This is a genomic window from Streptomyces sp. F001, from assembly GCF_004187715.1.
Classification (GTDB): Bacteria; Actinomycetota; Actinomycetes; order Streptomycetales; family Streptomycetaceae; genus Streptomyces; species Streptomyces flavusporus.
This window is the reverse complement of the sequence record NZ_QZWF01000018.1, coordinates 73530-96488: the sequence shown is the minus strand read 5'-3', so window position 1 is coordinate 96488 and position 22959 is coordinate 73530. Positions and strand designations below refer to the sequence as shown.

Here is a 22959-nt window from a genome sequence, read left to right as displayed (position 1 = left end):
AGGGCACACCGACGCACATGGGGGAAGACATGTCCGACGACGGCCACCAGCAGGACGGGCACGAGCACGTGCCGAGCCGGCAGCGCAGGCGCTTCCCGGGAATCTCCTCGCGTGCGTACGAGCATCCGGCGGACCGCTCCGCCCTGGTCGCGCTGCGCAAGCTGAGCGGCTTCGACACGGCCTTCAAGGCGCTCAGCGGGCTGCTGCCCGAGCGGAGCCTGAGGCTGCTGTTCCTGTCCGACTCGGTGCGCGTCTCGGACCGGCAGTTCGCCCACCTCAACGACATGCTGCGGGACGCCTGCTACATCCTGGACCTGGAGAAGGTCCCGCCGATGTACGTCAACCAGGATCCGCAGCCCAACGCGATGTGCATCGGCATGGACGAGCCGATCATCGTCGTCACGACCGGGCTCGTCGAGCTGCTCGACGAGGAGGAGATGCGGGCGGTCATCGGCCACGAGGTCGGCCACGCCCTGTCCGGGCACTCCGTCTACCGCACCATCCTGCTGTTCCTGACCAACCTCGCCCTGCGGGTGGCCTGGATCCCGCTGGGCGGCGTCGCGATCATGGCGATCGTGACCGCGCTGCGCGAGTGGTTCCGCAAGTCGGAGCTGTCCGCCGACCGCGCGGGACTGCTGGTCGGCCAGGACCTCCAGGCCTCGATGCGCGGCCTGATGAAGCTCGCGGGCGGCAACCACCTGCACGAGATGAACGTGGACGCGTTCCTGGAGCAGGCCGAGGAGTACGAGGCCGGCGGCGACCTGCGCGACTCCGTGCTGAAGATCCTCAACACGCTGCCCCGCAGCCACCCCTTCACCACCGTGCGCGCGGCCGAGCTGAAGAAGTGGGCGGCCTCCCGCGACTACCAGCGGATCATGGACGGCCACTACCCGCGGCGCGACGAGGACAAGGACACCTCGGTCTCGGACTCCTTCCGCGATTCGGCCTCGCACTATGCGGACCATGTGCGCGCCTCGAAGGACCCGCTGATGAAGCTGGTCACCGACATCGCGGGCGGCGCCGGCGACCTGGGCAGCCGGGTGCGGCGCGGCTTCGGCGGCTTCACGGGCGGCTCTGCCGACGCACCGCCCAAGGACCAGCCGCCGCGCGACTAGTTCACCTTGGGCTGGGCACTGTCCGCCAAGGTCCCGCACAGGGCCGTCGCGCCGTGCGGGGCGTACGGGTCCGTGCCGGCCGGGCCGCCGGCCTTCGGGGTCTGGCCGGCGAGCAGCGGGCGCAGGTGGTCGGCGGTGTCCTCGGCGCAGGACAGCGGGCCTGCCTGGACGTGCGAGCCGACCAGCTGGGCCTGGTGCAGGCGCAGGTCGTCGCGGTCGAAGCGGAAGTGCAGCTCGCGCCGGACCGTGAACAGCGACGCCTCGGCCTTCGCACCGGCGTCGGCCGGTCGCAGCGCGTACACGAAGGTGTGGTCCGCGGTGACCTCGAGGGTGGCCGAGTCGGCCTCGGTGACCTGCAGGCTGCCCTGCACACGGATCTCGCGGTCGGCCAGTTCGGCGTGGGCGGGGTCGAAGCGCACCAGCCAGCCGGTGGGAGCGTGCCGGCCGTCGGCGGAGGGCACCTCGAAACTGCGGTCGAACTGGGTGAGTTGGCCGGGGTCGAGCAGGACCCGCACGGGCCGGACCTGCTCGCCGGTGAGCACCTCGGGGTAGAGCGAGGAGCGGACGATGTAGTCCTTGGCGGTGGTCAGGGCGGTGACGACCTGGCCGTCCGAGAAGTTCGCGGTGCGCCGGGCAGCGGGCAGCGGGATGCCCTCGGCGCCGGTGCGGAACTGCGCGGCGGGACTGTTGACGTACAGCTGTTCGGGGTCGGTGGCGCCGGGCACGCTGCCCTGCGGGGCGAGCGGGATGACGGTCATCCGCAGGGGCTCGACGGGCTGGCGGGCCTGCGGGGTCTGGTAGGGGTGCCGTACGCCCATGTAGATCGCGGTGCCGAAGGCGAGGGCGATCAGCACGACCAGCACGAACGCCTGCCGGGACAGCCCCCGGCGCAGGGGCGGCCGGCGGCGTACGGCGGGCGCGTGGTCGGTCAGGCGCTCCTGTGCGGAGAACTCCTGGAGGCGGGCAGCGCGGACGAACGACTCGTCGAAGACGACGGATCGGTACTCGTCTTCCGCACCGTTGGAGGCGCCGTCGGGTGTCCCCTCGGGTGGTTCTCCAGGCCCGCCCATAACTTCAGAGTAGGTCTCCCGGAGCTCCGGTAAACGCCCTGCTCCATCACAACTTCTGACAGGTACTCACCAGAACGGCGCATACCTGCGCAGGGCCGGTTCAGGGCGTGCGCGGAACCGCGGAGACGGCCGGCTGGGAGTAGTCGGCGGAGGCGGAGGGGGCGGCCGAGGTGCCCTGCTCCAGGCCGGTGGAGGCGGGCGGCGGGACCTGGTCCTGGCGGCCCGAGGAGGCGCCCCGGTAGACCGCGGCGAAGGCCAGGGCGACCATGCCGATACCCATCACCAGGGCGAGCAGCCAGGCGACCGGGCGGTGCCAGCGGACCTGCTTTCCGTACGGTCCCGGCATGCCGTCGCGGCTGTCGAGGAGCTCGGGGTCGTCCAGGTCGTCGAAGTCCGGGTCGCGGCGGAAACCGGGGTCCTCGGCGCCGTATCCGTCGTCGTACCGCTCGCCTCTGCCGTGTGCCCGGCGGGCCTCCGCCTCGGAGGCCTCGGCTCTGGCCTGCGCGGCGGCCAGGAGGCGTTCGACGGCGGTCGGCTCGTGCACCACGGCCGCCTGCACGAAGGCCTCGTCGAAGACCACGGAGGCGAACTCTTCGTCCGACACCCCGCGGTCGTGGTCGTCGTCGGGCTCCCAGCCGTCAGGGAACGGCGTGCCCCCCACGTCCTCCGGCACGGATCCAGAGTAGACCTGGGGGGTCAATTTGGGCAGACAGTATGGAAATTCATCCGCTTGCTGAGACGTCTCCGCCGGGGCACGGACGCGAGTCGGGGGCGCGTGTCCGCCGCATATGCCGGTGCCGTGCTCCTCAGCGCCTTACGTGTCCGTCCCCGGTGACGATGTACTTGGTGCTGGTCAGTTCGGGCAGCCCCATCGGGCCGCGGGCGTGCAGCTTCTGCGTCGAGATGCCGATCTCCGCGCCGAAGCCGAACTGGCCGCCGTCCGTGAAGCGGGTAGAGGCGTTCACGGCGACCGTGGTGGAGTCGACCAGCTGGGTGAAGCGGCGGGCGGCCTGCTGGGAGGTCGTCACGATGGCCTCGGTGTGACCGGAGGTCCACAGCCGGATGTGCTCCACGGCCTTGTCGAGGGAGTCGACGACGGCTGCGGCGATGTCGTACGACAGGTACTCGGCCTCCCAGTCCTCCGGGGTGGCCTCGACGACGGTCGCCTTGGTGTCCTTGGCGTACGCCAGCACCCGCTCGTCGGCGTGCACGGTGACCCCTGCCTCGGCGAGGGCGTCCAGCGCGCGCGGCAGGAACTCGGCGGCGATGGCCCGGTGGACCAGCAGCGTCTCGGCGGCGTTGCACACACTGACCCGCTGCGCCTTGGAGTTGATCAGGATCTCGAGGGCCATGTCGAGGTCGGCGTGGGCGTCGACGTAGACGTGGCAGTTGCCGGTGCCGGTCTCGATGACCGGGACCGTCGACTCCTGGACGACCGTCTGGATCAGCGAGGCGCCGCCGCGCGGGATCAGCACGTCGACCAGTCCGCGGGCCCGCATCAGCTCGCGCACGCTCTCGCGGCTCTCGCCGGGCACCAGTTGTACGGCGTCGGCGGGCAGCCCGGACCCGCCCACGGCGTCGCGGATGACCCGGACGAGGGCGGTGTTCGACTCGTACGCGGAGCCCGAGCCGCGCAGCAGTACCGCGTTGCCGGACTTCAGGCACAGGGCGGCGGCATCCACGGTGACGTTCGGCCGGGCCTCGTAGATGATCCCGACGACGCCGAGCGGGACGCGGACCTGGCGCAGGTCGATGCCGTTGGGAAGGGTGGAGCCGCGGACGACCTCGCCGACCGGGTCGGGCAGCGCGACGACGTCCCGCACGTCGGAGGCGATGACCCGGACGCGCTCCGGGGTCAGGGTCAGCCGGTCGACGATGGCCTCGCTGGTGCCGGACTCGCGGGCCTTGGTGACGTCCTTGGCGTTGGCCTCGACGATTTCGCTCGCACGGACCTCGAGCGCGTCCGCGATGGCGAGCAGCGCGTCGTCCTTCACGGCCCGGGGCAGCGGCGCGAGGTCGGCGGCGGCAGCCTTGGCACGGTAGGCGGCCTGGATGACCGGGGTCATGGAGTCGTACGGCGAGAGCGTGGTCATGAGGGAAGGGTAGTGCGCCGGACGGGACCGTCCATCGAGCGTTCCACACCCCGAGACAGGCCCGAATGCCCTCAAAAGGGGTGGATGCCCACTGGGCTGGCCGGTGGCGGGCCGTAGCCCTCGGAGATTCGCTGGTGGTAAGTGGCGCGGTCGATGACCTCCAGGCCGACGATCTCCCAGGGCGGGAGCCCCGCGGTCTGCCGGTGCTCGCCCCACAGGCGCAGCGCGACGGCGGCCGCGTCGTGCAGATCGCGGGCCTCCTCCCAGTACCGGATCTCGGCGTGGTCGTCGGCGTATCGGCTGGTCAGCAGGAAGGGGTGGTCGTGGGCAAGCTGTTCCAGGGCACGCCGCAGCTCTTCGACGGGGGCGGCCTCGCCGGAGACGCTGAGGGTGATGTGCCACAGGCGGGGGATGTCCGCGGGCTCCTCGCCCGCGTACCGCTCCCCGGCTGCGACGCTGGTGAGGGCGCGCTCCTCGCCGGTGGTGCGGCGGCCGGTGTCGCGGGAGGGGGAACCGCCGCGGGACGCCGCTGCCCCAGGGCGTACTCGTCTCACGACGGCCTCCTTTGCGCGGTGTCGAGCCGGGGTCGAGCCGTGCTCGTGCGGGATGTGCCTGAGACAAAGTTGAGCAGGCCGCCAGGGTTCGCGGGGCGGTTTTGCGCAACGTCCACCTCAGGGCGGGCGCATTTTGCGGGGCGTTCCCCCCGTTTTCGGCCTGCGCCGCGCGCTTCACCGGCCGAGGATCACCCGGTCGTCGTTCCTCACCGGTGGAGGAGCACCAGATCGTCCCGGTGGACGACCTCCCGCTCGTAGGCCGGTCCCAGCTCCCGCGCCAGTTCCCGGGTCGAGCGGCCTATCAACCGGGGGATTTCCTTGGCATCGAAGTTGACGAGCCCGCGGGCCACCGCGCGCCCGGCGCCGTCACGCAGTTCGACGGGGTCGCCCGCACTGAACTCGCCCTCGACGGCGGCGATTCCGGCCGGCAGCAGTGACGTGCGACGCTCGACGACCGCGCGCACCGCGCCGTCGTCGAGGGTGAGCGAGCCCTGCGGCGCGGAGGCGTGCTGGAGCCAGAGCAGCCGGTCCGCGGAGCGCTTGCCGGTGGGGTGGAAGTAGGTGCCGGTGTCCTGGCCGGTCAGCGCGTCGGCCGCATGGATCGCGCTGGTGAGCACCACGGGGATGCCGGCGGCGGCAGCGATCCGGGCCGCCTCGACCTTGGTGACCATGCCGCCGGTGCCGACGCCGGCCTTGCCGGCGCTGCCGATCTCGACCTGCGCGAGGTCGGCCGGTCCCGTCACCTCCGCTATCCGCGAGGTGCCGGGCTTGGTGGGGTCGCCGTCGTAGACGCCGTCCACGTCGGAGAGCAGCACCAGCAGGTCGGCCCGGACGAGGTGGGCGACGAGCGCGGCGAGCCGGTCGTTGTCGCCGAAGCGGATCTCGTCGGTGGCGACCGTGTCGTTCTCGTTGACGATCGGCAGGGCACCCATGGCGAGGAGCTTGTCGAGGGTGCGGGAGGCGTTGCGGTGGTGGGCGCGGCGGCTCATGTCGTCGGAGGTGAGCAGGATCTGGCCGACACGGGTGCCGTAGCGGGCGAAGGAGGCGGTGTAGCGGGCGACCAGGAGCCCCTGGCCGACACTGGCGGCGGCCTGCTGGCGGGCGAGGTCCCTGGGGCGGCGGCGCAGGCCCAGCGGAGCGAGTCCGGCGGCGATGGCGCCGGAGGAGACCAGCACGATCTCCTTCTCTCCCCCGCTGCGCACCTTGGCGAGGACGTCGACGAGTGCGTCGACCCGGTCGGCGTCCAGACCGCCGGACGCGGTGGTCAGCGAGGAGGAACCCACCTTGACGACGATCCTGTGGGCCTCGTGCACATCCTGCCTTGCCGCTGCCACCTTGCTGTCTGTCCCCTCGCGTAGGTTCGGCTGCCCCGCCCGCAATCTACGCGAAGGGGAACGGGAGCCGCGCATCGGTCCAGTACGCGGACGTACGGTCGGCGACGCAGCGTGATCACCTGCTCACGGGCCACACATGGCGAAAAGGTTGTACAGGTCGGCTATAGGATTTAAAGCTCCTGCAAATTTAAGTTGAAGAACGTGTCACCGATAGATCACCACATGCAGCGCACCAAGCGCATCCTCCTTCGGTCCGGGAAGAGTCCTTATGACGTCGTCCCGATCGAAGAGGCCCTTCACCGGGACGTCATCGCCACCAACGCCGGAAACCTGATCTTCAGTGACGCGGCGCACAAGATCCTTGAGACACCGCACACCGAGGTGGTCTCGAACGGCATCCGCACCCAGGTGTCGGCGGCCGACCGGATCAACGAGGAGTACGACGCCTTCGTCGTCCCGCTCGCCAACGCGTTCCGGCCGTCCTTCGAGGCCTCGCTGAACCGCCTGACCCAGCTCATCCGCAAGCTGCGGATCCCGGTGGTGGTCCTGGGCGTCGGCGCGCAGAGCGGACTGGACTACGACCTCGCACGGCTGAAGGCCCTGGAGCCCGCCGTTCGGGACTTCGTGTCCGCCGTGCTCGACCGGAGCGCGTCGATCGGCGTGCGGGGCGAGTTCACCGAGGAGTACCTGAAGCAGATGGGGTTCAGGGACGTCGAGGTCATCGGCTGTCCGTCCCTGTTCATGTACGGCAAGGAACTCGACGTCCGCAAGCGCGCGGCGGCGCTGACCGCCGACTCGCGGATCGCGATCAACGGCTCGCACAACGCGGTGCGCAGCCTGGGCCTCGACCGGATCATCGCTCGCGCACACGAGCGCTATCCGAACCTGCGCTTCATCGGCCAGAACCTCACCGACGCACAGCAGCTGCACTGGCGCCATGTGTCGGGAGCGAACGGCCGGGTGACGGCGATGCCGACTCATCCGGACCACCCGATGTACCAGGAGGGCAAGGCCCGGATCTACGTCGATCCCGTCACCTGGATCGACGACCTGCGCGAGTTCGACTTCTCCTTCGGCTCCCGTATCCACGGCAACATCGCCGCGCTGCTGGCGGGTACGCCGGCGACCGTGCTGTGCAGTGACTCGCGGACGCTGGAGCTGTGCCGCTACTTCGGCATCCCGCACCGCCCGCTCGACCAGCTGTCCGAGGACGTGGACCCTGCACGGCTGTACGAGGAGGCGGACTTCGGGGCGCTGCTGGGCGGCCACGAGGAGCGGTTCGAGCGGTTCACCGCCTTCCTGGACAAGAACGGGCTGGAGAACACCTTCACGCACGGCGACGGCGGCGCGGCCTTCGAGGAGCGCCTGCGGTCACTGTCGTTCCCCCCTGGCATCCGGCCGTGGATCGACAGCGACCCCGCCTCGCTGGGCCCGCGCTTCGGCTGGCTACAGACCCGGATCACCGAACTTGCCTCGGAGAACGCCAAGTTGAAGCGGGAGCTGGCCCATTCCCGGGCCGCCGCCGCGAAGTCGGCCCCGGCGGGCCCGCTCCCGGGCGGTCCGGCTGCGACCAAGCGCGTTGCGGTGAAGCCCGCAGCCAAGGCCGCCGCGATCACCCCCGCTGCGTCGAAGGCCGCTTCGGCCAAGGCGGCTCCGGCCGTGCCGACCATCTCGGTCTATCGCCGCGCCCGCCGCGCGGTGGGCCGCCCGCTCCGGCGGGCGCTGCAGCCGGGTCAGAAGTAAGGCACCAAGAACGCGGGACGAGGCGGAGGGATCCCCCCGCCTCGTCCCGCGTTCTCATGCCGCAGCCGCCCGTCCACCGGGCGTGGACGAGCGTGACGTCAGCATCCGCCGTGCCTTGCGCGCCGCCCTGCGCAGCAGGGACTCGGCGCCCCCCTTGCGGTACCCCGGGAAGGGGCGGGCCTCGTGCGGCTCGGCGAGATAGACGGAGTCGGGGACGCCGGCCGCGCGGTCGCGGAAGTGGGGGTAGGCCAGGTACAGGCGGCGGCCCTTCTTCTCTAGGAGAGCCGTCGGCTGCTTCTTGGCCTTGAGGAACTGCAGGACGTCCACGAGGAGTTCGGGCCGCTGCTCGGCGACCAGATGCAGCCGCAGCCGCTCCTGGACCTTGATACGGCGTCCGATCCCGTCCCGCCAGTACGTCTCCATCAGCGGTTTCGCCAGCTCCATCTTGTGCCGCCGCACCTCCTCGCTGTCCGTGAGGAACTTCGGCCCGAACTGCGGCAGCAGCGTGACCAGGAAGGGGCGGACCATCAGCGCCTCGCGCCGCTCACCCGCCGGGACCAGGTCGGCGATCAGCTGCATCAGGGCGCGCGCGGAGTCGAAGCGCAGGGTGTAACTGCCGCTCTTCGTCACGTGCTTGCCGTCCTCGCGGCCCACCAGGTAGTAGCAGGTGTAGTCGGCGACCACGGAGACGCCGTTCGCCCGCAGATACGCCTCCATCGTGAACAGCGCATCCTCGCCGGTCCACAGGGACTCGTCGAACCGCATCCCGTGCCGCTCCAGCAACTCGCGACGGAACAGCTTCTGCGCACTGAGCGTGAACTTGATCTTGGACGAGAAGACGTCCGTACGCTCCAGCGTCCTGCCCCACATCGACTTGGGCGCCGAGCGGTTGACGCCCTCGACCCGGCCGAGGACCACATCGGTGCCGTTGCGGTCGGCCATGGCGACCATCCGCTCCAGTGCCTCGGCGCCCAGCCGGTCGTCGGCGTCGAGAAAGAACACGTACCGCCCGGCCGCCTTGCCCAGGCCGACATTGCGCGGGCCGCTGGGCCCGCCGGAGTTCTCCTGCCGGATCACCGTGACCGGCATGGGCGCGCGGGCCGCGAACTCCTCCAGGTACTCCCCCGTACCGTCGGTCGACCCGTCGTCGACCGCGATGACCTCGATGCGCTCCGGGTCGATGGTCTGTGCCTCGACCGACGCCAGGCACTCGACCAGATACGGCATCGCTTCGTACGCCCCGATGATCACACTGACATCAGGTTGCGTCACGGTCACGTTTCCCCCTCATTAACGGAAGATTCCTCCCGTATCTCCTCTATCGCTACTTAATAGACGGGGTACCGGAGCAAGCGGTTGCCCGAGTCGGTCACATTGGTGACCCACATCACAGTACGAGCAGCAGGGTCAAAACGTTCGGCCCCCGAGAAGCAGGTGCTTCTCGGGGGCCGACAGGGGTTGCGGGTGGCCGGTCAGCGCGCCGGTTGTTCGGCGTCCTCCGGCTCGACCTCCTCCACGGCACCGGCCGCGGCCCGGGACTCCTGGCCGAGGTTGCGGGTCTCGGCCTTCAGTGTGAGGTTCGCCACGGCGGTGTTGAACTGGTCGATGGACTTCGGCTCGTCCGGTCCGAGCAGGTACCGCTTCAGCTCCCCCCGGTCCTCGGCCAGCGGGTCGGCCGCGGGGTCGCGCACCGCCGCCAGCAGCTCGCCCAGTTCGGCGGCGCTGTTGGACAGGATCGTGGCGGCGCGCACCGCGGTGTTCTGCCGCTTGAACTCCTCCACGCCCAGCTCGGCCGAGTCCGTGACCGCGTACGGCTTGCCGCTCGCGATGAAGTCGGAGACCACGCTGGAGATGTCGGAGACCATCGCGTCGGAGACGTTGAAGCAGTCGTACAGACGCGGCTCGGCGCCCGTGATGACCCGGTGCTCGTACGCCGGGAAGGAACGCCAGTAGGCGTCGTTCCACTCGGCGCGCAGCCGGGCGATCTCCTCGTGCTTGCGTACGTCGATCAGGCCGTCGCGGGTCGCCTCGGCCTCGTCGCCCTTCTCGCCGCCGGCGCCGGACAGTTCGGCGAGCCGGGCCTCGATCCGGGCCAGCTCGGCCCTGGCGGCGGCCTGCGCGGCTGCGTCGGCGGTGAAGCGCGGGTCGGCGGCGCGCTCGGCGGCGGCCTGCTCGACCAGCGCCGTGATGCGCCGGTGGGCGGCGCCGGCCTCCTTGCTGACGGTGCCGGTGAAGGGGTGCGGCTTGTACAGGACACGGACCGGCGGGTCGGCCTTCACCAGCTTCTTCACGATGTTCTCGCCGGCGAGCACGAGCGAGGTGTTGCCCGGGTTGCCGTCCCAGCCCTCCCAGGTGGGCGCATAGAGCACCGTGGGGCAGCGTCCATCAGCGGCTCCGCCGCGGGGTCCTTCCGGCACGCCCTGCCAGGTCTCGATCGGCGCCAGCTGCGGGCGGCCGACCTCCACGATGTCGTCGTCGCGGACGCCGACATCGGCGATGGCGTACCGGTCGCGGCCCGCCCGGCCTGCCGTCCACACCTCGTCGTACACCTTGCTGAACGGGTTGACGCTGGCCAGCTTGTCGCTGTCGCCGTGGCCGATGAAGACGTGCTTCATCGTCGGGACGCGCAGCATGTGGATGTTCTTGCCGACGTTCGCCGCGTACAGCGCGACCCGCACCGTGGACAGGTCCATGTTCATCAGGTGCACCCCTCCGGGCACGCAGATGACCGGGACGGTGGTGGGCGCCATGCGGTCCAGGATGGCCCGCTCGCGCAGGATGATCAGCGGCCTGGAGTCCAACTGCTCCATGGTCTCCAGCCACATGTTGACCTGGTACGCCGAGTCCTTGGAGCCGGAGAAGTACAGCACCGTCTCGGGCCGGTACTCGCGCAGCCAGTCGTCGACGGCGGCCAGGACGACTTCGGCGCACGGCGGGATCCGGCGGCCGCGGACGTACGGCATCAGGGCGAGGACGTACGCGCAGCCCAGGGCCAGTGTCACACCGATGCCGACGAATCCGGCCACGGCCGAGTCGACGGCGGCCGAGACCAGCACGCCGACGACCGCGGCGAGGTCGAGGTGGAGCATCTTCTCGGCCGAGCGGTGCAGCAGTCGGCGCGACGGGGCGTCCGGGATGCGGACGCGGGAGGCCAGGTCGACATTGCGGGTGGCGACCGGCATCCGGCGGCGGTTGCGGATCAGGGTGACCAGGGCGCCGTGCGGGGCCTGGAGGCCGTAGAAGGCGATGAAGCAGGCGATCGCGCCGTAGAAGATCAGGTCGTCCGAGAGGGACAGCCGGGCCAGCAGCAGCACCAGGAGCAGCTGCCGGATCAGGAAGCGGATCGACAGACCGGCCCGGACCTTGCTGAGCCGGTTGATCAGGTAGCTGCCCTTGCGGTGCAGATAGTGGTCCGCCAGATACGTCGCGGCGGCCGCGGCCGCGAAGGCGGGAACGCTCGGGACGAGCGCGGCCAGCATGAGCACCGGGAAGCCCAGCATCATGAGGGCCGCCGCGGCCAGCTCGGCCGCGCTGCCCACCCGGGCGACGCGTATAGCGGTGGAAATCACTTGGGAAACCTGCTCTTGAGGGGGATGCCGGTTTTGTTCGCCTACGGTTCAGGCCTCTGCGAACAACCCGTGAACGGGCGCACGCAGAGGCCTGAATTACCGAAATCTAATGGGCGTCAATTATTACACGCCGTCCTGACGGTCCAGGACGCCGGCCAACGCCGCCTCGAAGCCGGAGGCCCTGCTCGCGCCGGCCGTCGGGTCCTGCTGGCGGACGTCGATGACATGGCCGGTCAGCTCGGACAGCAGCACGTCCAGCGAGGTGCGGGCCACGGCCTCGGAGGACAGCAGCGAGCCCGCCGGCTCCTGGCCGAACGCCTTGGTGCGCATCGGGGTGGCGGTGCGCTCCGGGTTGATGCAGTTGACGCGGATGCCGTCGCCGGCCCACTCGTCGGACAGGGCCTGGGTGAGGTTCACCATGGCGGCCTTGGTCGAGGAGTAGAGGCTGTACTCGGCGCGGCCTCGGGTGTAGCTGCTGGAGGTGTACAGCAGCAACTGGCCCTTGGTCTCGGCGAGGTACTTGTACGCGGAACGGGCGATCTGCACCGGCGCCAGGTAGTTGACCTTCAGCGCCTCCTCGATGGTGGCGTTGTCGGTCTCGGCCAGCTTGCCGATGCGCAGCACGCCGGCGGTGTTGACGACGTAGTCGATGCGCCCGGTCTCGGCGTACGCCTTGGACAGCGCGTCGTCGACCTCCTCCGGGTTCTCGACGTGCGTGCCGGTGGTGGAGCGGCCCAGCGCGTAGACGTTCGCGCCGTAGGACCCGGCGAGTTCGCAGATGTCCTTGCCGATGCCGTACGAACCGCCGAAGACGACCACGGTCTTGCCGGTGAGCAGCTCGCGGTAGGCCTCCTCGCCGTTCTGCTCCGGCGCGGCCGTGGAGGCGAGCTGGAACAGCTTGTCGGCGATGAAGACGTCGACGGGCTGGGTGACCTTCATGTTGTACTCGTCGCCCGCGACGACGTGGATCGGCACGTCCGGCAGGTACTTGAGCACGACCGTGCAGTCGTCCGTGGCCTGGAAGTTGGGGTCGCCGGCCGCGACCTCGTAGGCCCGCTTGATCGTGGACAGCTTGAAGGCCTGCGGGGTCTGGCCGCGGCGCAGCCGGGAGCGGTCCGGGATCTCGGTGATGAACTCGCCGTCCTCGCCGTGCGTGCGGGTCACGATGATGGTGTCGGCGGACGGGATGGCGACGTCGACCGCCTGGTAGCGCTCGAGTGCGGCCACGCAGTCGTCGATGACGCGCTGCGACAGCAGCGGGCGGACGGCGTCGTGGAAGAGGACGTTGAGGTCCTCGCCCTCGGCCAGGCCCTCACCGAGAGCGGAGATGGCGCGCTCGGTCGTCTCGTTCCGCGTCGAGCCGCCCTCGATGATCCTGGAGACCTTCGTGAACCCGGCCTTGGCGACGATCTTCTCCACGTCGGGCACATAACCCGGCGCCATCAGCACGATGATGTCGTCGATCGAGTCGGCCTTCTCGAAGGTGGTCAGCGTGTGCTCGATGACTGCCTTGCCGGCGATCTTCAGCAGCTGCTTCGGGATCGACAGACCCACGCGCTGACCGGTACCGCCGGCCAGGATCACTGCGGTGGTACGGGGCTTGGCTATGTGCTGTGACACAGGTGACCTACCTTGGGGCGACTGGGAACTTGCAAATGGTCCCACTCCGGGTAACCGCGATGCAAGGTGAGCGATGACTACCGCATATGTGCGCGCAACCTGTCATTCACCTTGCAGGCCTGGTGAAGCGGAGAGACCTTCCGTGGACGCCCGGGAATTGCTGTGAGTAACTCCACAGGGAGTTGGCGATCACCGAGAGCGACCTGGTGACGGCTCAGCGGTGACCGAGGACCTTCACCAGTTCCTTGGAAGACGTCTGGTGAACGGTACGCGACGTGACGGGTGCCGTGTGCCGCACGGGTGCCGCGACCTTCGGGTGCAGATCTTCACGTCCTGCGGCGACGGGCTGCACGTGTTCTTCATGTGCGTCACAGCGCCATTGCGTATCAGCCGCGAATACAGCCCGTCCGGCAGCTCATTGGCGCGGAATTCCCGGTCAAGATTCCGCAGCATTTCGGTCTCGGCGAGGGTAAGGGAAACGCCCTGGGACTCCGGTGAGGCCCAGGGCGTATCCCGTACGGGGCGTCAGACCAGCCGCACTCCGGGCCGGCCCGCCTCGACCCGCAGCCGGGCCAGCGTGCTCGGTGTCGCCTTCGGCTGCCGTACCGTGTCGACGACCCGGACCCGTGCGTCGATGCCGTCGCGGCGGATGTCGAAGAGGTGGTAGCCGCGGTGGGCATCGAGCAGCTTCCAGTGCGGGTTGTCCGGCATGCGCGGGTCCCACTCCTTGCGGAAGGCGGCCTGGTCCTGGTCGCCGTTGCTGGAGATGGAGGTGCCGACGAACTCGGCGCCGACGACGGCGGAGCGCGGGTCGGCGAAGTCCTCCTTCAGGTCGCTGATCATCGTCAGGTGCCGGTCACCGGTCAGCACGACCGGGTTGCGCACGCTCCTGAACTCCTTGAGGAACTGGTTGCGTTCGGCCTGGTAGCCGTCCCAGGCGTCGTAGAACCACTGCTTGCCCTCGCCGACCAGCAGATCGGTCTCGGCCATCATGATCTGCGAGGCGATCAGGTTCCAGCGGGCGGGCGAGTCGTGCAGGTTGTTCAGCAGCCACTGCTTCTGGTCCGCGCCGAGCATGGTGAGCGACGGGTCCATGGCGCCGGCCTGGCTGGTCGCCTGGTCGCTGCGGTACTGCCGGGTGTCCAGCACGTTGAGCCGGGCCAGGCGGCCGAACTCCAGGTGGCGGTACATCCGGATGTGGGGGCCGTTCGGGATGGCGCTCGCCCGGACCGGCATGTGCTCGTAGTACGCCTGGTAGGCCGCGGTCAGCCGGGCCACGAACGCGTCGTGCGGCTGCTTGTCGGGGTCCTGCGGGATGTCGCCGGCGAAGTCGTTGTCGACCTCGTGGTCGTCGAAGGTGACCACGAACGGGGCACCGGCGTGCATCGCCTTGAGGTCCGGGTCGGTGCGGTACTGGGCGTACCGGTTGCGGTACTGGGTGAGGCTGTACGGCTCACCGGTCCCCTCGTGCCGGCGCAGGGCCGTCGCCGACGGTACGGACTCGTAGATGTAGTCGCCGACGAACACCACGACGTCCGGATCCTGGGCCAGCATGTCGGCGTACGGCGTGAAGTAGCCGTGCTGCCAGTTCTGGCAGGAGGCGAGCGCGACGCGCAGGGTGCCGCCGGAGCTCTGCCGGCTCGGTGCGGTGCGGGTGCGGCCGGTGGGCGAGAGCTGACCGCCGGTGCGGAAGCGGTACCAGTGGTCACGCCCCGGACGCAGCCCCCGTACATCCACATGAACGCTGTGCCCGTACTCGGGCCGCGCCTGGGCGACTCCGCGCCGCACGCCCCTGCTGAACCGCGCGTCCTCGGCGATCTCCCACTCCACCGACACCGTGCGCTCGGGCATGCCGCCGCCGTTCAGCGGGTCGGGGGCGAGCCGGGTCCACAGCACGATGCCGTCGGGCAGCGGATCGCCGGAGGCCACACCGAGGCTGAACACCCCGTCGGGCAGCGGGGTTTCGGCCGCTCTGGCGGCGGACGGCAGCCACAGCTGGGCGGAGGCGGCGGCGCCGAGCACGGCGGCTGATGCGGTCAGAAAGCGGCGTCGGTCGGGCGATACGGCACCGGTCATCGGCGAACTCCCTTGCCTCGCTGGCCTCTTGGACAAGGGGAAGCTCACGCGCCCGGGCGGTCCGCCCGCTGAACTCAGGGATGCGGGTGCATGACAAACAGGGGGACGCGAGAAGACCCGTTGCGGGCACGGAAACGCGTGCTTGCCGCAACGGGTCTGTCGGGTGTTCAGCGGGGTCCTTGCGACGAACCCCGGCCGTTCACCTGAGAACGGCTAGAACGGCTCGAAGTCGTCGAACTCCCGCTGTACCTCGTCCCGTTCCGCCTCCCGGTCCCGGCGCCGCTGCACCGCGGGCCGCTGCGCCTCCAGGCGGTGGTCCTCGCCACGCCGGCCCAGCATCTCGGCGCCGGCCATGACGGTCGGCTCCCAGTCGAAGACGACGGCGTTCTCCTCGGGCCCGATGGCCACGCCGTCCCCGGCGCGGGCGCCGGCCTTGACCAGCTCCTCCTCGACACCGAGCCGGTTGAGCCGGTCGGCGAGATAGCCGACGGCCTCGTCGTTGTTGAAGTCGGTCTGCCGCACCCAGCGCTCCGGCTTCTCACCGCGCACCCGGAACAGGCCGTCGTCCTCGCGTACGACGGTGAAGCCCGCGTCGTCCACGGCCTTCGGACGGATGACGATCCGCGTCGCCTCCTCCTTCGGCCGGGCCGCGCGCGCCTTGGCGACCAGCTCGGCGATCGCGTACGACAGCTCCTTGAGTCCCGTGTGCGCCACCGCCGACACCTCGAAGACGCGGTAGCCACGCGCCTCCAGGTCCGGCCGCACCATCTCGGCGAGGTCCTTGCCGTCCGGGACGTCGATCTTGTTCAGCACGACCATCCGCGGCCGGTTGCCGAGCCCGCCGTACTCGCGCAGCTCGGCCTCGATGACGTCGAGGTCGGAGACGGGGTCGCGGTCGGCCTCCAGCGTCGCCGTGTCCAGCACGTGCACGAGCACGCTGCACCGTTCCACGTGCCGCAGGAACTCCAGGCCGAGCCCCTTGCCCTGGCTGGCGCCAGGGATGAGCCCCGGCACGTCGGCGATGGTGTACACCGTCGAACCGGCGGTCACGACACCGAGGTTGGGCACCAGCGTGGTGAACGGGTAGTCCGCGATCTTCGGCTTGGCGGCGCTCAGCACGGAGATCAGCGACGACTTGCCGGCGCTCGGATAGCCGACGAGCGCCACATCGGCGACCGTCTTCAGCTCCAGGACGACGTCCTGCACATCCCCCGGCTCACCGAGCAGCGCGAACCCGGGCGCCTTGCGCCGCGCCGAGGCCAGCGCCGCGTTGCCGAGCCCGCCCCGGCCGCCCTGCGCGGCGACGTACGACGTCCCCTGCCCGACCAGGTCGGCGAGGACATTGCCCGCCTTGTCGAGCACGACGGTTCCGTCCGGCACCGGCAGGATCAGGTCCTGGCCATCCTTGCCGGAGCGGTTGCCGCCCTCACCGGGCTTGCCGTTGGTGGCCTTGCGGTGCGGGGAGTGGTGGTAGTCGAGCAGGGTGGTGACCGACTGCTCGACGGTGAGGATGACGTCGCCGCCACGCCCGCCGTTGCCACCGTCGGGCCCGCCCAGCGGCTTGAACTTCTCACGGTGGACGGAGGCACAGCCGTGGCCTCCGTTACCCGCGGCGACATGCAGTTCGACGCGGTCCACGAAGGTGGTCATGGGATGTGCCTCCTGGGGGTCCCCCCGGCCGAAGGCTGGGGGAGTACGAAAAAGTCTTACCGAATGAAACACGCGAAAGGCGGACCCTCTTCCCCGGAGGGAAGTGAGGTCCGCCTCGCGAAAGTTTCCGATCAGGCGACCGGAACGATGTTCACGACCTTGCGGCCACGGCTGGTGCCGAACTCCACCGCACCGGCCTGCAGCGCGAACAGCGTGTCGTCGCCGCCACGGCCGACGCCCGCACCGGGGTGGAAGTGGGTACCGCGCTGGCGGACCAGGATCTCGCCCGCGCTCACGACCTGACCGCCGAAGCGCTTCACGCCGAGGCGCTGAGCGTTGGAGTCACGACCGTTACGGGTGGACGATGCGCCCTTCTTGTGTGCCATCTCTCCTCAGTCCCTTACTTCGCAGCCGCGGGGATCTCAGTGACCTTGATCGCCGTGTACTGCTGGCGGTGGCCCTGACGACGGCGGTAGCCGGTCTTGTTCTTGTAGCGCAGAATGTCGATCTTCTGCCCCTTGTGGTGGTCCACGACCTCGGCCTGGACCTTGATGCCGGCCAGCACCCACGGGTCGCTGGTCACAGCGTCGCCGTCGACAACGAGCAGGGTCGAGAGCTCGACCGTGTCGCCAACCTTGGCAGTGGAAATCTTGTCAACCTCAACGATGTCGCCGACAGCAACCTTGTGCTGGCGACCACCGCTGCGCACGATGGCGTACACGCGGATCTCACTCTCTCGCTCGGGAACGGCACCCCCGCAGTCCAGCCGCCCGGCAGGCGAGCGGCCTCTCCCGGTCACGCCGTGCCCGGGAGGAAGAGGTTTACGGGGATGTGGCGCGTCTGTGGACACGCCGACGGTCAAGGTTACGGGGCCGTGGCCGAAGGGGTCAAACCGGGCCGGGCCCGTGCGGTGTGCGGCCGGTCACCCGGCAGCACACCGCACACGGACGTCAGTCCTCGTCGGTGGAGGCCGTGACGGAGGACAGCGTCTGCTGCGCCGCCGCGGTCTTCTTCGACGCCGACTTCGCGGCCGTCTTGGCGGTGGTCTTCGCCGCCTTCTTGGCCGTCGCCTTCTTCGCGGCCGTCTTCTTGGCCGCGGTCTTCTTGGTGGCGGCCTTCTTCGCGGTCGCCTTCTTGGCCGTCTTACGAGCCGTCTTCTTGGCCGGGGCCGTCTCCTCGCCCTCGGCCTCGACGGCTTCCTCCGCCGCCGGTGCCGCGGGGACGACCACGACGGCCGCCTCCTCGGACGCGGTCGGCGCGGTGGCCTTGCGCACCGCACGGCGCCGCGGACGGGCCGGGGCGGCGGGCTCGGCGGGCGCCTCGGCCTGCGCCGGCTCGGTCTGCGCCGGCTCCGGCGTCACCGGGGCTTGAAGCACCTCCGGCGCCGTCTCGGGGACCGTCACCACAGCCGACTCCGCCGACGCCGACGCGGGCGAGCCGGCCGGCGCGGACACCTTGCGGGTGGCCCGACGACGGGTACGGCCCTTGGGCGCGGCCTCCTCGGCGGCCGGCGGCGCCTCGACGACCGGGTCCTCGACGGCCACGGGCTCGGCGTGCGCCTCGGTGGCCGGCTCCACCTGCACCGGACGCGCGATCTCCTCAGCGGCCGTCACGTCCTGAGCCGTCGGGGCCTGGGCAGGGCCACCGTCCACCTCACTCCTCGGCGCACCCGCCGGAGCCGACACCCGCCGGCTCGCCCGGCGTCGCGAACGACCGCGGGTGGCCGCGGCCTCCGCCTCGGCGACGCTGCTGTACAGCTCCTCGTCCGGCGCGAACTCAGGAGCGGGCAGGGCGACCGGCTCGGCGGCCTCGGCCGCGACCTCGGCCTCGGTCTCCGCCTCCTGCTCGGCGGTCTCGCCGACCTCGACCATCCCGCCGACGATGACCTCGTGCGGCTGCTCCGGCTGCTCGGCACCGGCCCGCGCACGCTTCTTGCGCTTGCCGCCGCCACCGGTGGTGGCCGCGTGGTCCAGGTGCACGATGACACCGCGGCCGTTGCAGTGGACGCAGGTCTCGGAGAACGACTCCAGCAGCCCCTGCCCGACCCGCTTACGGGTCATCTGCACCAGCCCCAGCGAGGTCACCTCGGCCACCTGGTGCTTGGTCCGGTCCCGGCCCAGGCACTCCAGCAGGCGGCGCAGCACCAGATCGCGGTTGGACTCCAGCACCATGTCGATGAAGTCGATGACGATGATGCCGCCGAGGTCGCGCAGCCGCAGCTGGCGGACGATCTCCTCGGCCGCCTCCAGGTTGTTCCTGGTGACGGTCTCCTCGAGGTTGCCGCCCTGGCCGGTGAACTTGCCGGTGTTGACGTCGATGACGACCATCGCCTCGGTCCGGTCGATCACCAGCGAACCGCCGCTGGGCAGCCAGACCTTGCGGTCCAGCGCCTTGGCGAGCTGCTCGTCGATCCGGTACGTGGCGAACACGTCGACCTCACTGGTCCACTTCTGCAGCCGCTCGGCCAGATCCGGCGCGACGTGCGAGACATAGCCGTGGACGGTCTGCCAGGCGTCGCCTCCGCTGACGATGACCTTGGAGAAGTCCTCGTTGAAGATGTCGCGCACGACGCGGACGGTCATGTCCGGCTCGCCGTACAGCAGAGTCGGCGCGTTGCCGTTCTTCGCCTTCTTCTGGATCTCCTCCCACTGCGCCTGCAGCCGCTCGACGTCCCGGCGCAGCTCGTCCTCGCTCGCGCCCTCGGCGGCGGTGCGCACGATGACGCCCGCGTCCTCGGGGACGATCTTCTTGAGGATGGTCTTCAGCCGGGCTCGCTCGGTGTCGGGCAGCTTGCGGCTGATACCGGTCATCGAGCCCTCGGGCACGTACACGAGGTAGCGGCCCGGGAGGGAGACCTGGCTGGTGAGGCGGGCGCCCTTGTGGCCGATCGGGTCCTTCGTCACCTGGACGAGGACCGACTGGCCCGACTTCAGGGCGGATTCGATGCGCCGCGGCCCGTTGGCCATGCCCAGCGCCTCGAAGTTCACCTCGCCCGCGTAGAGAACCGCGTTGCGGCCCTTGCCGATGTCGATGAAGGCGGCCTCCATCGACGGCAGGACGTTCTGCACCTTGCCGAGGTAGACGTTGCCGACGTACGAGGTCGACTGCTCCTTGTTGACGTAGTGCTCGACGAGCACGCCGTCCTCCAGGACGCCGATCTGCGTACGGTCGCCGTTCTGCCGGACGACCATGACGCGCTCGACGGCCTCGCGGCGGGCCAGGAACTCGGCCTCGGTGATGATCGGAACGCGGCGGCGGCCCTGCTCACGCCCCTCACGGCGGCGCTGCTTCTTGGCCTCCAGACGCGTCGAGCCCTTGATGGACTGCACCTCGTCGGACGGCTCGGCCTTCGGGCGGGGCTCGCGGACCTTGACGACGGTGCGCTCGGGGTCGTCGGAGGACAGCTCGGTGTCGGGGGTGGAGTCACCGGCGCGACGACGCCGGCGACGGCGACGCCGGCTGCTGGTGGACGAACCACCGGCCTCCGCGGCCCGGTCGTCCTCCTCGGCGTCCTCCTCGACCTGCTCGGCGGTGTCCTCGGCGTCCTGCGCGGCCTGCTCGGCGGCGAGCTCCTCGGCCTCGTCGCCCTCACCGGCCTCGCCCTCGGCGGACTCGCCCCGGCGACGGCGCCGGCCACCGCGACGACGTCGGCGACGCGCTGCGGTCTCCTCGCCCTCGTCACCCTCGGCGGCCTCCTCGGCCTCCTCGGCCTCCTCGGCCTCCTCCTCGACGGCGGTCTCGGCGGCCTGCGCCTCGGGCTCTTCGGCACCCCGACGACGGCGGCGACGCCGCGGCCCGGGCTGCTCCTCGGGGAGTTCCTCGGTGAGTTCCTCGGCCTCGGGGGCCTCCTCCGCCGCCTCGGCGGCGGCCTCGGCGGCGGCCCGCTGGGGCGTCTGGAACTGCGGCTCGGTGAACACGGGCGCCTGGAACACGGCGACCGCGGGCCGCGCGGGCCGACGCGGCGACTCGGCCTCGCCCTCGGCGACGTCCTGCTGCGCGGGGGCGGCGAACCCGGTGGCGGCCTTGCGTACGACCCGACGCCGGGCACGGCGCGACGTACCGCCCTCGCCGCCCTGGTCAGCGACGGCTTCGGGGGCGGCGACGGCGGGGGCCGCGGTCACCGGCACCTCGACGGCGGCAGGCGTCTCGGGCCCGGCGGGAACCTCGGCAGCGGCGGGTGCCTCGGCTTCCTCGGCACCGGACGGCGTCCGCTCGCTCGTGGGCTCCCCGGCCGGTGCGGCGGCCCTGCGGGTGGTACGCCGACGGGTGCGGCGCGGAGCCGCCTCCTCGGCGGCCTCCGGTGCGGGTGCGGCGGCCTCGGTCTGCGGTACGGCAGCGGGCTCCTCGACGGTTTCTGCCGCAGCAGGGGACGCGACGGGCGCGGACACGCGACGGGTCGCACGCCGACGGGTACGGCCGGCCGGCGCAGCCTCCTCAGCGGGCTCGGCCTCGGCGGCAGGCGCCTCGACGGCCTCGCTCACCGGTGTGGCGGACGGAGCGGTCGCGGGCACCACCGTCTCGGTGGCCTCGGCGCCCTCCGGGGACACCACCGGCGCCGACACACGACGTGTGGCCCGGCGCCGGGCCCGCGGCGGAGCGGGCTCCTCGGTGACTTCGGTGACTTCGGCAGCCGCGCTCTCCTCGGGAGCCTCGGCAGGGGCCGGAGCCGCGGCCGTCACCGGCACCACGGTCTCGGCGGCCTCCGCGGCTGCGGGGGACGCGGCAGGCGCGGAGACCCGGCGAGTCGCACGCCGACGCGTACGACCGGCAGGCGCGGCGGCCTCATCAACGGCGGCAGCCTCAGGGGTCTCGACAGTCTCAGCGGCGGCCTCGGTCTCCTGGGCCTCGATGACCTCGACCGCCTCCTCGGCCTCCGCCGAAGCAATCTCGGTGGACTCCGCAGCCGGTATGGCCGGCGTGACGGTCTCGGCCGGGGTGTCGGCGGTGGCGGCCGGCGGTCCCGCCGGGCGGGAAGCGGCACGGCGCCGACGACGCGGCGGCAGGGTGTCGCTGGGGGTGTTCAGTTCGGGGCCCGTGGTGGGCTCAGTGGGTTCGATCGGCTCGAGCATGCGGGCGTTTCTCCCGTCAGGCTCCCGGGCGCCGCACCTGGTCCGGCGGGTATGCCGGTGACGTCCGCGGCTCGCGCGATGCGCGACTGCCGCCGTCCGGGGCGCGGGCGCCGCACGGGAGCTCTCTGTAGTCCTGTCTCGCCGGTTCCGTATGCCGTGTTGCGTACGGCCTGGCGAAAGTCTTGTGGTCGGTGCGCTGCCCGACCCAGGTGGCTCCCGAGTACGAGGGCGGCGCTACGACGTGCGTCCCTGCGCGGAACCTTCCTTACGCCGACGCCTTCGCGGCGGCAGGATCGGCGGCTCCCGGAGTGGTGGCCGGGGCGGCCGTGACTGCCTCGCGGTCGGGCGCGAGCGGGTCGGTCACCGTGCCGGTCTCTTCATCGAACAGCCCCTGCGCCAGCCTGGTCACCGCTGCGGGGACCGGCGGCGCCAGGTCGGCCACGGCGCGGAGACCGGACAGGACGTCGTCGGGTCGTACGGCAGGCGTCACGTGCCGAACAACCAGCCGCAGTATCGCACAGGGCTGGTCGGTCGGCCTATCAGCAGGCGAACTGTGCATTTCAGAGCTTGCCGCGCTGTCCAGGCTCGCGACGGCCGGGCGGGCGTCGAAGGTGCGGACGCCGTTCTTGGTCAGCCGCTGCACCTCGACGGTCTCGGCCGCGTTGAAGGCGGCCACCGCGCGGGCGGCGTCGGCCGGGTCCACGCCGTCCAGCCGCAGCTCCCAGACGGAGGCCGTCAGCCGGTCGGCGAGCCCCGAGGTGCGGGCCTCGACCGCCTCGACGATGTCGAGCCCGTCGGGCAGCGACTCGTCGAGGAGCGCGCGCAGGGTCTGCGGATCACGCGGTTCGGTGAGGGCGATCTCCAGGTACTCCGCCTCACTGCCCGTGCCGGTGGGTGCGGCATTGGCGTACGACACCTTCGGGTGCGGGGTGAACCCCGCCGAGTACGCCATGGGCACCTCGGCGCGGCGCAGCGCACGCTCGAAGGCGCGCTGGAAGTCACGGTGGCTGGTGAACCGGAGGCGGCCGCGCTTGGTGTAGCGCAGTCGGACGCGCTGCACCGCGGG

16 protein-coding genes are annotated in these 22959 nt (G+C 70.9%); 2 read left to right on the top strand and 14 right to left on the bottom strand.

The features are described from left to right. Positions 1 to 17: 17 nt before the first annotated feature. The gene (locus StrepF001_RS35915; protein ID WP_165396470.1) at positions 18 to 1115 is read left to right on the top strand and encodes a M48 family metallopeptidase; all 1098 of its coding nucleotides are present in this window, start codon (positions 18 to 20) and stop codon (positions 1113 to 1115) included. Here StrepF001_RS35915 and StrepF001_RS35910 read toward each other — a convergent pair. The 5 genes from StrepF001_RS35910 to proB all read right to left on the bottom strand — a co-directional run bounded on the left by StrepF001_RS35910 (position 1112) and on the right by proB (position 6145). Next, positions 1112 to 2185, bottom strand: a complete 1074-nt coding sequence (locus StrepF001_RS35910; protein ID WP_129802359.1) for a hypothetical protein — start codon at positions 2183 to 2185, stop codon at positions 1112 to 1114. The genes StrepF001_RS35915 and StrepF001_RS35910 overlap by 4 nt on opposite strands. 100 nt (positions 2186 to 2285) lie before the next feature. Further along, the gene (locus tag StrepF001_RS35905) at positions 2286 to 2885 is read right to left on the bottom strand and encodes a hypothetical protein (RefSeq protein WP_129802358.1); all 600 of its coding nucleotides are present in this window, start codon (positions 2883 to 2885) and stop codon (positions 2286 to 2288) included. 106 nt (positions 2886 to 2991) lie between these two features. Further along, positions 2992 to 4278: a glutamate-5-semialdehyde dehydrogenase gene (locus StrepF001_RS35900; RefSeq protein WP_129802357.1), complete on the bottom strand. Its 1287-nt coding sequence runs from the start codon at positions 4276 to 4278 to the stop codon at positions 2992 to 2994. A gap of 71 nt (positions 4279 to 4349) precedes the next feature. Further along, a complete protein-coding gene (locus StrepF001_RS35895) occupies positions 4350 to 4832 on the bottom strand; it encodes a hypothetical protein (protein WP_129802356.1) in 483 nt (160 codons plus the stop codon). A 206-nt stretch (positions 4833 to 5038) separates the two neighbouring features. Then, positions 5039 to 6145 carry a glutamate 5-kinase gene (proB, locus tag StrepF001_RS35890; protein WP_129802375.1) on the bottom strand — a complete coding sequence of 369 codons (1107 nt, stop codon included), beginning with the start codon at positions 6143 to 6145 and terminating at the stop codon, positions 5039 to 5041. 243 nt (positions 6146 to 6388) lie between these two features. Here proB and StrepF001_RS35885 point away from each other — a divergent pair, with 243 nt between their 5' ends. Further along, entirely contained in the window at positions 6389 to 7909 is a 1521-nt protein-coding gene (locus tag StrepF001_RS35885) for a polysaccharide pyruvyl transferase family protein (RefSeq protein WP_129802355.1), read from the top strand. A gap of 54 nt (positions 7910 to 7963) precedes the next feature. On the opposite strand, the gene StrepF001_RS35880 is transcribed toward StrepF001_RS35885, so the two are convergent. From StrepF001_RS35880 to StrepF001_RS35835, 9 genes are all read right to left on the bottom strand, one after another. Beyond that, a complete protein-coding gene (locus StrepF001_RS35880; RefSeq protein WP_129802354.1) occupies positions 7964 to 9187 on the bottom strand; it encodes a glycosyltransferase family 2 protein in 1224 nt (407 codons plus the stop codon). Positions 9188 to 9381: 194 nt separating this feature from the next. Next, on the bottom strand, positions 9382 to 11478 hold the full coding sequence (locus tag StrepF001_RS35875) for a CDP-glycerol glycerophosphotransferase family protein (protein ID WP_240797821.1): 2097 nt from the start codon (positions 11476 to 11478) through the stop codon (positions 9382 to 9384). A gap of 123 nt (positions 11479 to 11601) precedes the next feature. Further along, on the bottom strand, positions 11602 to 13098 hold the full coding sequence (locus StrepF001_RS35870; protein WP_129802353.1) for a bifunctional cytidylyltransferase/SDR family oxidoreductase: 1497 nt from the start codon (positions 13096 to 13098) through the stop codon (positions 11602 to 11604). A 525-nt stretch (positions 13099 to 13623) separates the two neighbouring features. Continuing rightward, the gene (locus StrepF001_RS35860; protein WP_129802352.1) at positions 13624 to 15174 is read right to left on the bottom strand and encodes an alkaline phosphatase D family protein; all 1551 of its coding nucleotides are present in this window, start codon (positions 15172 to 15174) and stop codon (positions 13624 to 13626) included. Between the two features lie 213 nt (positions 15175 to 15387). Continuing rightward, a complete protein-coding gene (gene obgE, locus StrepF001_RS35855) occupies positions 15388 to 16824 on the bottom strand; it encodes a GTPase ObgE (protein ID WP_129802351.1) in 1437 nt (478 codons plus the stop codon). Positions 16825 to 16955: 131 nt separating this feature from the next. Next, positions 16956 to 17210 carry a 50S ribosomal protein L27 gene (gene rpmA / locus StrepF001_RS35850; RefSeq protein WP_004988181.1) on the bottom strand — a complete coding sequence of 85 codons (255 nt, stop codon included), beginning with the start codon at positions 17208 to 17210 and terminating at the stop codon, positions 16956 to 16958. A 14-nt stretch (positions 17211 to 17224) separates the two neighbouring features. After that, complete coding sequence (gene rplU, locus StrepF001_RS35845) at positions 17225 to 17545, bottom strand: 50S ribosomal protein L21 (RefSeq protein ID WP_004931419.1); 321 nt, start codon at positions 17543 to 17545, stop codon at positions 17225 to 17227. Positions 17546 to 17774: 229 nt separating this feature from the next. Beyond that, positions 17775 to 21893: an Rne/Rng family ribonuclease gene (locus StrepF001_RS35840; RefSeq protein WP_129802350.1), complete on the bottom strand. Its 4119-nt coding sequence runs from the start codon at positions 21891 to 21893 to the stop codon at positions 17775 to 17777. A 265-nt stretch (positions 21894 to 22158) separates the two neighbouring features. Further along, a complete protein-coding gene (locus StrepF001_RS35835; protein WP_129802349.1) occupies positions 22159 to 22953 on the bottom strand; it encodes a TIGR03936 family radical SAM-associated protein in 795 nt (264 codons plus the stop codon). Between the last annotated feature and the right edge of the window lie 6 nt (positions 22954 to 22959).